The following is a 14096-nucleotide window of genomic DNA, read 5'->3' on the forward strand; positions in this document are numbered from 1 at the left end:
GTAGGTGAGGGCTCCACCGCCGACGGCCAGCGCGGCCGCCGCGACGCCGGTGGTGATGAGTGGCTTGCGTGCCATGGATGCTCCTGGTGGAGAGAGGTGGGTTGCGGACCCAACCTCTCCCGTCGGTACAGGCACCCGCCTCGGCCGTACGGCCGGCCATCCGTCCCGGCCGTAGGCAATCCCTCGGCCGTACGGCCGATCCAGGCCAGGTGCACCCCGTGGGCGAACCGCCCACGATCCTGGCGGAACGGCCGGTCCCGTCCCTGACGACGGTTCGGCCGTTGACCCGTCACCGCGTGCGTCAGTTCTCCTGGAGCACGGAGAGGACGTTCCCGGCCGGGTCGGTGAACCACGCGATCGCCGCGGGGCCGCCGTCGCCGACCCGGACGATGCCCTTCTCGTCGTGGTCGAACCCGGGATAGAGCTCGAGGCTCACGCCGCGCCGCTCCAGTTCGTCCACGGCGGACCCGATGTCGTCCACCGGGAAGTTGAGGAGCGTGAACGTCGCGGGTGTGTGCGTCTCCTTCGGGTAGACGAAGACGCGCGCGCCACTGCCGAGGGTGAGGATCAGCGTCCGCATCTCGCCCTCCCCGGTCTCCTCCACCCGCAGCCCCAGCGTCTCCCCGTAGAACCTGCGGGCCTCGTCGAGGTCGTCGACCGCGAAGCCGCTGAACGCCTGTGTCTGTCCGAACATGCGTGTGTCTCCTTCTCGCGTGAGCGTCCCGAGGGCCTCAGCGCACACCACGCGCACCCGGGCCGACAGCACGCCACACGGACGACGTCCGGATGGTGGCGCGCCCTTCACCCGCACGAAGCGGCGTGCCCCGGACGGCGTACCGTCCGGGACGACGGATCGCCCCCCTCGGTCCGGCGGTTCAGCGTGACGTGCCGGCCATCTCCGGGACCGGGGTGTCGAGGGCGTCGAGGCCGCGCAGGATGTCCTCCACCCGCTGCTTGGCGTCACCGAACAACATCTGGGTGTTCTCGCGGAAGAACAGCGGGTTCTGCACGCCCGCGTAGCCGACGGCCATGGACCGCTTGAAGACCACGACGTTCGCGGCCTCCCACACGTGCAGCACGGGCATACCGGCGATGGGGCTGGCGGGGTTGTCGATGGCGGCCGGGTTGACGGTGTCGTTGGCGCCGATGACGAGGACGACCGAGGTGGCGGGGAAGTCGTCGTTGATCTCGTCCATCTCGAGGACGATGTCGTAGGGCACGTGGGCCTCGGCGAGCAGCACGTTCATGTGTCCGGGTAGCCGGCCGGCGACGGGATGGATGCCGAAGCGCACCTCGACACCCCGCTCACGGAGCCTGCGCGCCAGTTCGGCCACCGGGTACTGGGCCTGGGCCACCGCCATGCCGTAGCCGGGCGTGATGATCACCGAGGAGGCGTCGTGCAGCAGTTGCGCGGTCTCCTCGGCGTTGATCTCCCGGTGCTCGCCCTGCTCGCCGTCGTCGGCCGGGGCCGGGGCCCCGAAGCCGCCGGCGATCACTGAGAGGAAGGAGCGGTTCATCGCCTTGCACATGATGTACGAGAGGTAGGCGCCGGAGGAGCCGACGAGCGCGCCGGTGACGATGAGCAGGTTGTTGGCGAGGAGGAAACCGGAGGCCGCCGCGGCCCAGCCGGAGTAGCTGTTGAGCATGGAGACGACCACCGGCATGTCACCGCCGCCGATGGAGGCGACCAGGTGCGCGCCGAGGGCGAGCGCGATCACGGTGACGGCGATGAGCAGGCCCATGCCCGGGCGGGCCACGAAGGCGACGGTGAGCACGACGAAGGCGACGAGGGCGCTCACGTTGAGTACGTGCTTGCCGGGCAGCGTGAGGGGTCGGGAGTCGATGCGTGCCGAGAGCTTCAGGTACGCGACGACCGAGCCGGTGAAGGTGACGGCGCCGATGAACACGCCGATGAACACCTCGGCGTGGTGGATGCCCAGCAGCGAACCGCTGAGGTCGGGGTCGACGTCGAGGTAGCCGTTCCAGCCCACGAGAGCGGCCGCGAGGCCGACGAGGCTGTGCATGATGGCGATCAGCTCGGGCATGCCGGTCATCGCCACGACCCGGGCGCGCCACAGTCCGATGGCGGCGCCGAGGACCGTGGCCACGGCGATCAGTGCGAGGCCGGTGGCGGTGACGCTCCGGGAGGCCAGCCCGACGGTGGCGGTCAGGGCGATGACCATGCCCGTGATGCCCCAGACGACTCCCGAGCGGGACGTCCGGTGCCGGGACAGCCCCGCGAGGCTGAGGATGAACAGCAGCGCGGCGACGACGTAGGCGGCTTCTGCGGCCGTGACAATGGTCAACGCTGATCAGCCCTTCGAGAACATGCCGAGCATGCGGCGGGTGACGGCGAATCCGCCGAAGATGTTGATGCTCGCGAGCAGGATCGCGGCGAACGACAGCACGGTGACGGCGGTGTTCCCGTGCCCGATCTGCAGCAGTGCGCCGACCACGACGATCCCGGAGATGGCGTTGGTGACCGACATCAACGGGGTGTGGAGCGCGTGGTGCACCTGGCCGATGACGTAGAAGCCGATGACGATGGCCAGCACGAACACCGTGAAGTGGCCGATGAGTTCGCTCGGCGAGAAGGCGGTCACCAGGAACAGGGCGAGCGCTCCGGCGCCGACGAGCGCGTAGGCGGACCGGGCCGGGCGGGCCGGCTTCGCCGTCGTTGCCTCGGAAGGGGACGGCGTCGCGGGCTCCGGGGCCATGGCGGGGGCCGGCGCGGCGGACACCTGCACCGGGGGCGGGGGCCAGGTCCTCTCCCCGTCACGGACCACGGTCATGGAGCGCTGTACGACGTCGTCGAGGTCGAGGACGAGTCGGCCGTCCTTGCCGGGGGTGAGCAGCTTCATCAGGTTGACGAGGTTGGTGCCGTAGAGCTGCGATGCCTGGGCGGGCAGTCGGCCGGGCAGGTCGGTGTAGCCGATGATCGTCACGTCGTTGTCGGTGACGACGGCCCTGCCGGCGACGGTGCCCTCGACGTTGCCGCCCTGGGCGGCCGCCATGTCGACGATGACGCTGCCGGGCTTCATGCGCGCGACGTCCTCGGCGGTGATGAGCCGAGGCGCCGGACGGCCCGGGAGGAGCGCGGTGGTGATGACGATGTCGACGTCGGCCGTCTGCTCGGCGTACAGCCGTGAGGCGAGCCGGTTGTAGTCGTCCGAGGTGGCCTTGGCGTAGCCGTCGGTACCGACGTCCTGCGCGGCGGAGACGGTGAGGAACTCGCCGCCCAGGGAGCGGACCTGCTCGGCGACCTCGGGCCGGGGGTCGGTGGCCCGGACGACGGCGCCGAGGCTGCGGGCCGCGCCGATCGCCGCGAGCCCGGCGACCCCGGCGCCGGCTACCAGGACCTTGGCGGGCGGCACCTTGCCGGCGGCGGTCACCTGGCCGGTGAAGAAGCGTCCGAAGACGTGCGCGGCCTCGACGACGGCCCGGTATCCGGCGATGTTCGCCATCGAGCTGAGGACGTCCAGCGACTGTGCCCGGGAGATGCGGGGCACGGCGTCCATGGCGAGGACGGTGATCGGCCGCCGGGCCAGTTCGTCGAGCAGCTCCGCGTTGTGGGCCGGGCCGATCAGCGCGATGAGGGTCGCCCCGTCGCGCAGCCGGCCGATCTCCTCGGTGGCGGGGCCGTTCACCTTGAGCACGATCTCCGCCGCCCAGGGGTCGCCGAGCCGGGCGCCGGCCTCCTCGTAGGCCGCGTCGGAGAAGCGGGACGAGGCCCCCGCCCCCGGTTCGACCACCACGTCGTACCCGAGCGCGACGAGTCTGCGCACGGTGACCGGTGTCGCCGCCACCCTGGTCTCGCCCGGGGTGGACTCGGCCGGGACGCCGATGCTCTGGGGTTCGGGTTCCGCTTGGACCATCCTCTGTCTCTCTTCCCGTGGACGTCGTGGTGCCGGACGTCTCCGCCCGGCGCTTGGCGTGCTCGTCCGTTCCTCGGCGCTCCTGCCTGAGCGCTCGCGTCCGGGGCTCCTGTTCCCGCTTGTCGACCCACTTGTTGACCCATGCCCCGTGAGTGCGGGGTGGATACGGGTCGGACGCACTCAATCGCCGCGCGAGGGGGAAAGGTGGAACGATCACCGCCGGTCATCCGAAGGAGAGAAGGACGCGGTACTCCAGCAGACCCGCATAGTGGATCAGCAACGCGGTGAGGGCCGCGGCGATCCCGGCCGACAGCGGGGGAAGCAGGTACAGGACCGTTCGATGCGGCGGTCGGGCTCGGGCCGGCAGCAGGGGGATGAACGCGGCGACGAGGAGGACGGACACAGCCAGCACCGCAAGCGGCGTCACCAGGAAGCGACGGGCCGTTTCGAGGGGGTCGCTCCAGGTGCTCGCCCACCGGATGTAGATCGCCACGAAGGCGAGCGCGGTGGCCGGTGGCGCCGCTCGCAGGAGGTCGGGCACGGATCCGGCTCCGGCGACGAGGAGGGCCAGGAGCACGGCCACACCGGCCGCGGACGCCGACCACATGTCGAGCAGTTGGACCGCGGCCTTCTCGTCCGCCTCGACGGGCGCCACCGTCCGCAGACGTACCGTGCAGGCCGCCGCTGCCGCGGCGCCGGCGGAGAGCAGGACGATCAGAGGGGGGATCCGCGGCACCACGGTCCCCGGCTCCACGGTCCCAGGCATGACGGTCCCCGCCGCCGCGGTCCTCTGGAGACGCCACGCGAACACGCAGCCCAGGGCGGCGCAGACTGCGAGTGGTCCGGCCCAGACCGCCTCGGTCGCGAGGATCAGATAGTCGGACGGTTGCGCCAACCACACGGAGAGGGATGAGGTTGTGCCGACCCAGAACGCGCATCCGTACAGGGTCGTGGTCACCAGCGTCGGCACGACCCAGCCGCCCACACCGCCGGCACGCCACCACGCCCGGGCCAGCGACACGCAGATCACGGTCGCCCCGGCGGTCGCCAGAGTCAGGGTGAGCAGCACCCACCAGGTGCCGTACGGGCCACCGCTCGTGGCGCCGGTGCGGTTGACTCCGATGTACAGCCCGGCCGGCACGGCCGACGGGACCGTCACATAGGCGCCCGCACGGTGCCACCAGGGCGCCCTCGAGTCCGGGGGCGGCTGATGCCACCAGGCCGGACCGCACGCCACCGCAAGCAGTGCGCCGGCCAGGGTGGCGTCGATCGCCTGGGTCCAGCCGGCGACGGGCGTGGCGGTGAACGCCGGCGTGGTCACCTGGTAGGCGGCCGTGAGCACGGTCACCGCGAGGACTCCGGCGACCAGCTCGTCAAGGCGGCCGAGCACCGCCGGTGGTGTCCGGTTGCCCAGGTGGGCCAGTCGTTGCCGCGGGGTGGGATGTGTCCCGGCCAGGCGCTCACGCAGCAGACGTGGCCGGGCCTTGGCCCTCTCCAGCATGGCGGTCAGACCGGGGCCCGCTCCGTCCGCCGCCGCATGGGCGTCCGCCTCGTGTTCCCGGGCTCGGCCGACGCGTGCCCCGATGATCCACGCGGCCACGGCCAACAGGCCGACCCGGGCGGCGTAGTCCAGCCAGACCCAGCTGGTCAAGGTGCCGAGCACCGAGCGGTCATGCCCGGCGAGAGCCGCGATCGTGGTCACGAGCATCGGTAGCACGGCGACGATCGGCAGGGCCCTTCGCAGCCCGCGAACCAGCCACACCAGGCGCACGTCGCCGGCGGCGACGTGCGCGCTCTCGTGCCGCAACACCGCCGCGATCTCCGCCTCGGGTCGGCGCCGCGCGCCGCGCGGCATGACGATGTGCGGTGTCCCGAGGTACTGGACAGTGAACGGCTCGACGAGCTCGGGCCGGCCGAGCAGTACCGGCGGGCCCGGCGACCGCCAGTGCGGCGGAGGGGCGGTCAGTGGTCCGATCCGGCGGATCAGCCGACGCGGCAGCCACCAGGTCAGCATCAGTCCGAGCGCGACGATCGCCGCGCCGCCCGCGAGCCCGGACGCGGCCCGCTGCCGCTCCGCAGGGGCCATGCAGTAGAGGAAGTCCAACTGGAGTCGCAGCTGCTCCTGTGGATCGTCGGGCAGCGGTCCTATGGACTGCGCACATCTGAGCTGCGCCTGGAGCCACGCCGTGCCGTGCACCTCGTTGAAGACGAGCGCACCGGCGGTGATCCCGGCGACCGCCATGACGACCATCAGCAGCAGGTAGTGCCCGCGGGTCGGTGAGGTGAGCTGGTGCGGACGCGCGCGGCCCGCTGCTGTTCTCGTATCGGCCCATGCCGTCTCAGTCACGCCTGCCGCCGCTGCCGCCGTCGCCGCCGCCGCTGCCGCCGTCGCCGCCGCTGCCGCTGCCGCTGCCGCCACTGTCGCTGTGGCTACCGCTGCGCAGGCGCAACGCACCGACCACGGCCAGCCCCAGCGTGTCAGCCTCCTCGGGGGTGACCTTTCCCCGAAGCATCAGGACGACCGCGGCACGGACCTCCTCCTCCTGCTCCGGGACCAACGGGTCGAAGGGGCCTTGCGTGTGGCCACGCAGCCGTGCCAGTCCCGCCCTGGTCTTGTCGCTCAGCACCATGGCGGTCTGCTCCGCGAGAGCGCCGCCCACCGCGCCGAACAGCGCTGCGACCGCCGGAAGCACGTAGTCGGCCAGCGGCAGCATGTCGACCCCCATGCCGACCGGCGGCCGCGCACGGGAACGGCCCTGACGCTCCAACCGCTCCAGGGCCGCGTCGAGATCCTCGATCTCCTCGGGATAGGACGACAGGAAAGCCTGCCGGGTGACGTCCATGACTGCCGGGTCCACAAGAACTCCTGACGTTCGATATCGCACGCGCACGGCGGTGCTGCCCTCACATCCGCATTCCGCGGCTCAGTAAATATGGTCACCACACCAAAGCCGGCGGGGAGTTCGTCGATGTTCACCCGGAAGGGCCGAAGCCGCTGACACCGCTTGACACCCTGCGTGAACCTGCTGCCGTCACACGGTGCACGCAGAGAACACTGCGACTGCACTGCTGGGCAAGCGTCGTTCGTACGAACCTGCAACTTCCGCCTGCAAGGGCCTTTCTCCGATCGGCAGGGCCCGGCGCGCTGCTTTCGAGGGAGTGGGATGCATGGGTTCTCAGGCGAAGACGTTCGGTTTCGGAATGCCGTGGGAGTCGTCGTACGGATACAGCCAGACCACCCAGGTCGGTGACACGGTGTACGTGTCCGGTCAGCTGTCACATGACCGTGACGGCAACTTCGTCGGTGCGGACGACCACGAACTCCAGGTCCGGACCACGCTGGCGAATCTGGACCTGGTGCTCGAGCAGGTCGGGGCCGAGCGTAGCCAGATAGACGACAAGACCGCCGAGTGCCATCAGGCAGCCGTCACCCTCGCCTCACTCCTCATGTGGGTGTGATCTTCGACGCTGGTCCCTAGCCGACCAGGCGGCGGCGCCAGTCCAAGGGGGTGACGGTGATGGCCCGGCCGGGGTCATGATCCCACTCGGTGTGGAGGCCGACTGCTTCGAGGGCAGCCACGACCTCGTGGCCGATGGCTGCAGTGGTCTCGGACGAGTCGTCGAAGCCGCCGTAGAGGAGCATCAGTCCGTGGCCGGCTGCGGCGGAGTCCGTGCACTGAGTGTGGAAATAGACGAAGCCGCGGGCGTTGGGCCCGCCTTCGTCGCCGATCTCGGACTGGCCGCAGCTACGGCAACAGGTGAAGTTCTCGCGGGCGGTGATACCGGCCTCCTGCAGGGCGGTGAACGCGCGGGTGAGCCGCTCAGGATCGGTCTCGCCCTGCCATACGGCTTGCTCCGCGACCCGCTCCAGCCACAACCGGTCGGCCAGCACCCCCGCCTGCTCGCGCGAGACCGGCCGGCGGTCCTTGGTGACCAGGAACTCCTCAGCAAGTTCGGCCAGTTCGGCGCGCGAGGCATAGCCGCCGACCAGCACCTCGCGGACGCGCTTCTCCAATTCTGCGCGCTCATCTTCGTCGAGGTCGAGCGGCGGCACCTCCCGGGCGGGGCCCATGTCCAGCAACGACCAGCCCAGGCCACCGTCCCATCCGGTCTCCCGGCGGGCCCAGCCGGTCATCGCCGCAATCACGACCTCAGGCCCGTCGGCCATCGCCTGGAAGTGCCGGTCAGCGGCACCGTCGCGGTACTCCAGCGTGTAGTCACCACCGGCCTTGTGCCAGACCTGGGCGAAGACGTCAGGCAGGTCGGGTATGCGCTGGACCACCAGGAACAGGTCACCGTCACCACCGATTCGCCGGACCAACCCAGCCAGCTCCTCGGCGGACACACGGACGTGCCGCTCCCAGTTCTCCGTCTTCACCACGATCTCGAGCATGCGCAGACTCTGACACACCTCTCTGACTGCAGACCTCCCGGGACGCGCGACGCAACCGCTGCTGGCGACGGCTCGACCAGTTCAGATCCTGGTGGTCGTTGGCCGAGGTTTGACGACAGCCCCTAGGTGTATTGATCACGAGCGTTGTTGACACCGGCCGGGCTTGATCATGGCGAAGACCTCCGGTGTGGTGGAGGTGTCGAGTCTTCACCGCGCGGAGGTCTTCGTGTCCCACCGTAATGCCCTGCTGACCGTTCACGGCAGGCGGTTGCTCGTCGAGCGTGTCCGCTGCGGCCGCCCCGTCGCGCACGTCGCCGCCGAGATGGGCATCTCACGAGCCACAGCCCGCAAATGGATCCGCCGCTGGCGGTCCGAGGGCGAGGCCGGGCTCGCCGACCGCTCCAGCAGGCCACGGACGACCCCGCACCGCACGGCGGCCACCGTCGAGGCGCGGGTATGTCACCTGCGACAGGCCCGCAAGATCGGTCCCGCACGGCTCGGACCGGTCCTGGGCCTGCCCGCCTCGACCGTGCACCGGATCCTGGTCCGCCACGGCCTGAACCGCCTGGCCCACCTGGACCGGCCCACCGGCCAGATCATCCGCCGCTACGAACGCGACCGGCCCGGCGAACTCATCCACGTCGACGTCAAGAAACTCGGCCGCATCCCCGACGGCGGCGGGCACAAGGTGCTGGGCCGCCAGGCCGGCCGAGCCCGCCGCAGCAGCATGGGCTTCGACTTCATCCACTCCGCGGTCGACGCCCACAGCCGCCTCGCCTACAGCGAAGTCCACGCGGACGAGAAGGCCGCCAGCCGCGTCCCCAACTTCACAGGGCAATACACCTAGGGCTGGATCAGGTCCCCAACGGACCTGATCTGCGGCACGGGGGCGTCTGGGAGGTGGGAGAGGGCCTGGGCGGCGAGGAGTTCACCGGCGCGTTCAGTGCGACTCACGGGTCACCTCGGAGCCGCTGGAGCCGACCAGGAAGTCCAGGTCGGCGCCGGTGTCGGCCTGCAGGACGTGGTCGACGTAGAGGCGTTCCCAACCCCGCCGGGGGGCGGCGAAGCCGTCGACGGTGGCCGGGGCGGGCTTGCGGGCGGCGAGTTCGTCGGCGGGGACGTCGACGTCGATGCGGCGGGCCTCGACGTCGAGGCTGATGACGTCGCCGGTGCGGACGAGCGCGAGGGGGCCGCCCGCCGCGGCCTCGGGCGCCACGTGCAGGACGACCGTGCCGTAGGCGGTGCCGCTCATCCGGCCGTCGCAGACGCGGACCATGTCACGGACGCCCTGTTCGAGGAGCTTCTTCGGCAGGGGCATGTTGGAGACCTCGGGCATGCCCGGGTAGCCCTTGGGGCCGCAGCCGCGCAGGACCAGGACGGAGTCGGCGTCCACATCGAGGTCGGGGTCGTCGACGCGGGCGCGGAAGTCCTCGATGGAGTCGAACACGACGGCCCTCCCCCGGTGCCGGAGGAGGTGTGGCGAGGCGGCGGCCGGCTTGATCAGCGCGCCGTCGGGGGCGAGGTTGCCGCGCAGGACGGCGATGCCGCCCTCGGCGACCAGCGGTTCGGCGCGGGTGCGGATGACCTCGGGGTCCCAGATCGGGGCGTCGTCGAGGTAGTCGGCCAGCGGTGTGCCGGTGACGGTCAGCGCGTCGGAGTCGAGCAGGTCGCGCACTTCCCGCAGGACCGCGAGCAGCCCGCCCGCGCGATGGAAGTCCTCCATGAGGAACCGGCCGGCGGGCTGGAGGTCGACCAGGACCGGCACGCGGGAGCCGATGCGGTCGAAGTCGTCCAGCGTGAGCGGGATGCCGAGCCGGCCGGCGATGGCCAAGAGGTGGACGACGGCGTTGGTGGAGCCGCCGACGGCGGCGAGCGCGACGATCGCGTTGTGGAAGGACGCCTTGGTCAGGAAGGTGCCAGGCCGCCGGTCACCGGCGACCATGTCGACGGCCAGCCGCCCGGTGTGGTGCGCGGCCTCCAGCAACCGGCTGTCGGGGGCGGGGGTCCCGGCCACTCCGGGGATCACCGTGCCCAGCGCCTCCGCGACCAGGGCCATCGTGGAGGCGGTGCCCATGGTGTTGCAGTGGCCACGGCTGCGGATCATCGACGACTCGGAGCGGACGAACTGCTCCTGCGAGAGGGTGCCCGCGCGTACCTCCTCCGACAGCTGCCACACCCCGGTGCCGCAGCCCAGCAGGCCCCCGCGGAAGGTGCCGTTGAGCATCGGTCCGCCGGGGACGACGACCGCGGGGAGATCGACCGACGCGGCGGCCATCAGCAGCGAGGGGATGGTCTTGTCGCAGCCGCCCAGCAGCACCACCCCGTCGATGGGGTTCGCCCGCAGCATCTCCTCCGTGGCCATCGCGGCCATGTTCCGCCACAGCATGGCCGTGGGCCGCACGTTCGTCTCCCCCAGCGACACCACCGGCAGGTCCAGCGGGATCCCGCCGGCCTCGTACACGCCGTTGCGGACCGAGGCCGCGACCTCGTCGAGGTGCGCGTTGCAGGGCGTCAGGTCGGAGGCGGTGTTGGCGATGGCGATCTGCGGCCGGCCGGTGAACGCGTCGTCCGGCACGCCCCGCCGCATCCACGCCCGGTGGATGTAGGCGTTGCGGTCCTGGCCCGCGTACCACTGTGCGCTGCGTAGAGGCATCCCGGCACCGCTTCCGATAATCGGTATGACGATCTAAGTTTTGGAACGCCATGAAGCATATGCAGACATCCGATGGATCGACAGACCCTGCCGAGGACGGCGCGGCCAGCACCGACGGCGGCCGTCTCGTCGGCTCGGACCGGGTACTCGCCGTCCTCAAGGAGCTCGCGCGCCACCCCGACGGGGTGGGCCTGGACGAGCTGACCCGCGCGATCGGCAGCCCGAAGCCGACCGTGCACCGCGCGCTCGGGGCCCTGCGGCGGGCGGGCCTCGCCGATCAGGACGCGGGCAGCCGCTATGTGCTCGGGGACGAGTTCCTGCGCATGGCGTTCGCCCACCACGAGGCCCGCCCCGACCACGTCCGGGTCCGCCCGGCGCTGCGGGCGCTGGCGGAGCGGTTCGGCGAGACGGCGCACTACGCGGTCCTGGACGGCCGGGAGGTCGTCTACCGGGCCAAGGTCGACCCGCCCTCCGGCGCCGCGAAGCTGACGTCGACCATCGGCGGCCGCAACGCGGCCCACACCACGGCGGTCGGAAAACTGCTGCTGGCCCGCGAGTTGACGTCCCTGGAGGAGGTCGAGACATGGATCGGCGGCCTCTCGCTGGAGCGCCGCACTCCCCGGTCGCTGTGCACCGCCGCCGATCTGCACCGCGCACTGGAGGCCGCGGCCGAACAGGGATACGCCTGCGACGACCAGGAGAACGAGACCGGCGTCAACTGCCTCGCCGTGCCCGTGTACCTCACCTCGCCCACGACCCCCTCCGGGGCGGTGAGCGTCAGCGCGCTCGCCTACCGGACCCCCCTGGCCGAGCTGGTCAACGGGTACGAGGAGATCCGCGCCCTGCTCGGCCCGCTCGCCGCACCCCACGCCTGACCCACCTGCCCCCTGCCCCCTGCTCCCTGCGCCCTGCTCCCTGCTCCCTGCTCCCTGCTCCCTGCCCCACGTCACCTCACCTCGCCCATCGTTCCGCACCACCCCTGGAGACAGACCCGTGTACCTCATGCGCATCGGCGCCCCGGGCGCCGAGAAGCCCGTCGCCCGCATCGACGACGAGACGTACGTCGACCTTTCCGACGTCGTCACGGACTTCGACGAGGAGTTCTTCGGATCGGGCGGCATCGACCGCGTCCGCCCCGTCGTGGCCGAGCGGACGGCCGCCGGCCGGGTGGAGCGGTTCGCCGGGGAGCGCGTCGGCGCCCCGTTCGCCCGCCCCCACCAGATCCTGTGCATCGGCCTCAACTACCGTGACCACGCGGCCGAGAGCGGTATGCCCGTGCCCGACGAGCCGATCCTGTTCACCAAGTCGCCCAACACCCTGGTCGGCCCCTGTGACGCCGTCCGTATCCCGCGTGGCTCCACGAAGACCGACTGGGAGGTCGAGCTCGGCATCGTCATCGGGCGCCGGACCGGCTACCTCGACTCGGTGGAGGCGGCCCGGGACGCCATCGCCGGATACGTCGTCGTCAACGACGTCAGCGAGCGCGCCTTCCAGCTGGAGCGCGGCGGGCAGTGGGCCAAGGGCAAGTCCGCCGAGACCTTCAACCCTGCGGGCCCCTGGCTCGCCACCACCGACGAGATCGACGACGTCCTGGACCTCGGCATGTGGCTGGACGTCAACGGGGTACGCCGGCAGACCGGCAGCACCAAGACGATGATCTTCGACCCGTACTTCATCGTGCACTACCTCAGCCAGTTCCTCGTCCTGGAGCCCGGCGACCTCATCAACACCGGCACCCCGCCCGGCGTCGGCCTGGGCCTCACCCCGCCCGTCTACCTCCAGCCCGGTGACGTGATGGAACTGGGCATCGACCGTCTCGGCACCCAGCGCCAGCACGTCCTGGCCCCCCGGTGAAGGGTGCTCCCGTACGCGCCTTCGTGCTGACCGGCCCCGGGCAGTACGAGGTGCGGGAGCTGCCCGCACCGGTGGCCGGGCCCGGCGAGGTCGTGGTCGACGTGGCGCGGGTCGGCGTGTGCGGTACCGACCTGGAGTTCTTCAGCGGCGAGATGGCCTACCTGCGCCAGGGGCACGCCGCCTACCCGATGCGGCTGGGCCATGAGTGGGCCGGCCGGGTCGCGGCCGTCGGCGACGACGTCGACCCCGGCTGGGTCGGTCGCCGGGTCATGGGCGACACCATGCTCGGGTGCGGCGCCTGTCGCCGCTGTCTGCGCGGCCGTCAGCACGTGTGCGAGCAGCGTCAGGAGGTCGGTATCCGCGGTGGCCGGGCGGGTGCGCTGGCCGAGCGACTCGCCGTACCCGTCTCGTCGTTGCACGCGCTGCCCGACGTGGTCGACGACGCCCTCGGCGCGCTGGTGGAGCCCGGCGGCAACGCTCTGCGCGCCGCGCGGGCGGCCGCCCCGGGCCCCGGCGACCGTGCCCTGGTCCTGGGCCCGGGCACGATCGGGCTGCTGGTGGCGATGTTCCTGCGCGCCGCCGGAGCCGAGGTCCATCTGATGGGCGCCACCGAGACCTCCCTGGCCTTCGCCCGGCAGCTGGGCTTCGAGCACGGCTGGACGGAGGACTCGGTCCCCGGCCTGCCCTTCGACGCGATCGTCGACGCCACCAACGCGGCCCCGCTGCCCGCCAGAGCACTGGAACTCGTCGAGCCGGGCGGACGGCTCGTGTACATCGGGCTGGCCGGCGAGCCCAGCCGCGTCGACACCCGCACCCTCGTCCTCAAGGACGTCACCGCGGTCGGCATCCTGTCCGCCTCCCCCGGCCTCGACGCCACCATCCGCGCGTACGCCGACAGGACGGTCGACCCCCGCCCGCTCATCGCGGCCACCGTGGGCCTGGACGAGGTCGGCCCCGTCCTCGCCGGCCGGCGTCCGGCGGACGCGGGGCCCGGTCCCAAGATCCATGTCGACCCCCGGCCCAGGGCGGCGAGGAGAACCTGATGAGCGACCGTGCCGACGTCGGCGCTGACCGGCACCGGCAGCACGGGCGCATCGGCCCCGCCCCTGCCGCCGACCCGCTCGGCCCACTCGACGTGCCGGCGAAGAACGTCGGCATGGCAGCGGTCGGCGGCATCGCGGACACCGACGGTGCCGGGTGAGCGTGAGTCCTCGACGTCGTGTCACCGCGAACCCCCATGGGTGGCCGCCCACCCGCCAGCAGCGGGCGGTGTTCGTCGGCGGCCGGCTACCGGCGCGTGACCCCGTGGACCACCGACAAC

At 71.6% G+C, this 14096-nt stretch carries 12 protein-coding genes and 1 pseudogene; 6 read left to right on the forward strand and 7 right to left on the reverse strand.

What is annotated here, in order from left to right:
* Nucleotides 1-301: 301 nt before the first annotated feature.
* From ACFU5F_RS03355 to ACFU5F_RS03375, 5 genes are all read right to left on the reverse strand, one after another.
* Nucleotides 302-694 carry a VOC family protein gene (locus tag ACFU5F_RS03355; RefSeq protein WP_383881220.1) on the reverse strand — a complete coding sequence of 131 codons (393 nt, stop codon included), beginning with the start codon at nt 692-694 and terminating at the stop codon, nt 302-304.
* A gap of 181 nt (nt 695-875) precedes the next feature.
* Nucleotides 876-2306, reverse strand: coding sequence for a Re/Si-specific NAD(P)(+) transhydrogenase subunit beta (gene pntB / locus ACFU5F_RS03360; RefSeq protein WP_383881223.1), 1431 nt, complete (start codon nt 2304-2306; stop codon nt 876-878).
* A 6-nt stretch (nt 2307-2312) separates the two neighbouring features.
* Complete coding sequence (locus ACFU5F_RS03365; RefSeq protein ID WP_383881226.1) at nt 2313-3875, reverse strand: Re/Si-specific NAD(P)(+) transhydrogenase subunit alpha; 1563 nt, start codon at nt 3873-3875, stop codon at nt 2313-2315.
* A gap of 223 nt (nt 3876-4098) precedes the next feature.
* Nucleotides 4099-6222, reverse strand: a complete 2124-nt coding sequence (locus tag ACFU5F_RS03370; RefSeq protein ID WP_383881229.1) for a M48 family metalloprotease — start codon at nt 6220-6222, stop codon at nt 4099-4101.
* Complete coding sequence (locus tag ACFU5F_RS03375) at nt 6215-6733, reverse strand: hypothetical protein (RefSeq protein WP_383881232.1); 519 nt, start codon at nt 6731-6733, stop codon at nt 6215-6217. The genes ACFU5F_RS03370 and ACFU5F_RS03375 overlap by 8 nt, the downstream gene beginning before the upstream one ends.
* Before the next feature lie 310 nt (nt 6734-7043).
* Here ACFU5F_RS03375 and ACFU5F_RS03380 point away from each other — a divergent pair, with 310 nt between their 5' ends.
* On the forward strand, nt 7044-7334 hold the full coding sequence (locus ACFU5F_RS03380) for a RidA family protein (protein WP_383881235.1): 291 nt from the start codon (nt 7044-7046) through the stop codon (nt 7332-7334).
* Between the two features lie 16 nt (nt 7335-7350).
* Here the strand turns inward: ACFU5F_RS03380 and ACFU5F_RS03385 are convergent, their stop codons facing one another.
* Nucleotides 7351-8268, reverse strand: coding sequence for a DUF6891 domain-containing protein (locus ACFU5F_RS03385; RefSeq protein WP_383881238.1), 918 nt, complete (start codon nt 8266-8268; stop codon nt 7351-7353).
* A gap of 226 nt (nt 8269-8494) precedes the next feature.
* Here ACFU5F_RS03385 and ACFU5F_RS03390 point away from each other — a divergent pair.
* A pseudogene (locus ACFU5F_RS03390) lies at nt 8495-9073 on the forward strand (helix-turn-helix domain-containing protein); the annotation flags it as partial.
* Nucleotides 9074-9208: 135 nt separating this feature from the next.
* Here the strand turns inward: ACFU5F_RS03390 and ACFU5F_RS03395 are convergent.
* Nucleotides 9209-10921, reverse strand: coding sequence for an IlvD/Edd family dehydratase (locus ACFU5F_RS03395; protein ID WP_383881241.1), 1713 nt, complete (start codon nt 10919-10921; stop codon nt 9209-9211).
* 50 nt (nt 10922-10971) lie between these two features.
* Here ACFU5F_RS03395 and ACFU5F_RS03400 point away from each other — a divergent pair, with 50 nt between their 5' ends.
* The 4 genes from ACFU5F_RS03400 to ACFU5F_RS03415 all read left to right on the forward strand — a co-directional run bounded on the left by ACFU5F_RS03400 (nt 10972) and on the right by ACFU5F_RS03415 (nt 13976).
* Entirely contained in the window at nt 10972-11796 is an 825-nt protein-coding gene (locus tag ACFU5F_RS03400; RefSeq protein ID WP_383881244.1) for an IclR family transcriptional regulator, read from the forward strand.
* Nucleotides 11797-11914: 118 nt separating this feature from the next.
* Entirely contained in the window at nt 11915-12775 is an 861-nt protein-coding gene (locus ACFU5F_RS03405) for a fumarylacetoacetate hydrolase family protein (RefSeq protein ID WP_383881247.1), read from the forward strand.
* Nucleotides 12772-13818, forward strand: coding sequence for a zinc-binding dehydrogenase (locus ACFU5F_RS03410; protein ID WP_383881249.1), 1047 nt, complete (start codon nt 12772-12774; stop codon nt 13816-13818). Before ACFU5F_RS03405 ends, ACFU5F_RS03410 begins: the two co-directional genes overlap by 4 nt.
* On the forward strand, nt 13818-13976 hold the full coding sequence (locus ACFU5F_RS03415; protein ID WP_383881252.1) for a hypothetical protein: 159 nt from the start codon (nt 13818-13820) through the stop codon (nt 13974-13976). Before ACFU5F_RS03410 ends, ACFU5F_RS03415 begins: the two co-directional genes overlap by 1 nt.
* The last annotated feature ends 120 nt before the right edge of the window (nt 13977-14096 follow it).

The organism is Streptomyces sp. NPDC057438, from assembly GCF_042802995.1.
In the GTDB taxonomy this organism is placed as follows: Bacteria; Actinomycetota; Actinomycetes; order Streptomycetales; family Streptomycetaceae; genus Streptomyces.

Bases quoted from the DNA above. Each gene is read 5' to 3' on its own strand.
- ACFU5F_RS03400 (WP_383881244.1), top strand. From the start codon at position 10,972: ATGAAGCATATGCAGACATCCGATGGATCGACAGACCCTGCCGAGGAC.
- ACFU5F_RS03380 (WP_383881235.1), top strand. From the start codon at position 7,044: ATGGGTTCTCAGGCGAAGACGTTCGGTTTCGGAATGCCGTGGGAGTCG.
- ACFU5F_RS03415 (WP_383881252.1), top strand. From the start codon at position 13,818: ATGAGCGACCGTGCCGACGTCGGCGCTGACCGGCACCGGCAGCACGGG.
- ACFU5F_RS03365 (WP_383881226.1), bottom strand. From the start codon at position 3,875: ATGGTCCAAGCGGAACCCGAACCCCAGAGCATCGGCGTCCCGGCCGAG.
- ACFU5F_RS03355 (WP_383881220.1), bottom strand. From the start codon at position 694: ATGTTCGGACAGACACAGGCGTTCAGCGGCTTCGCGGTCGACGACCTC.
- ACFU5F_RS03385 (WP_383881238.1), bottom strand. From the start codon at position 8,268: ATGCTCGAGATCGTGGTGAAGACGGAGAACTGGGAGCGGCACGTCCGT.
- ACFU5F_RS03395 (WP_383881241.1), bottom strand. From the start codon at position 10,921: ATGCCTCTACGCAGCGCACAGTGGTACGCGGGCCAGGACCGCAACGCC.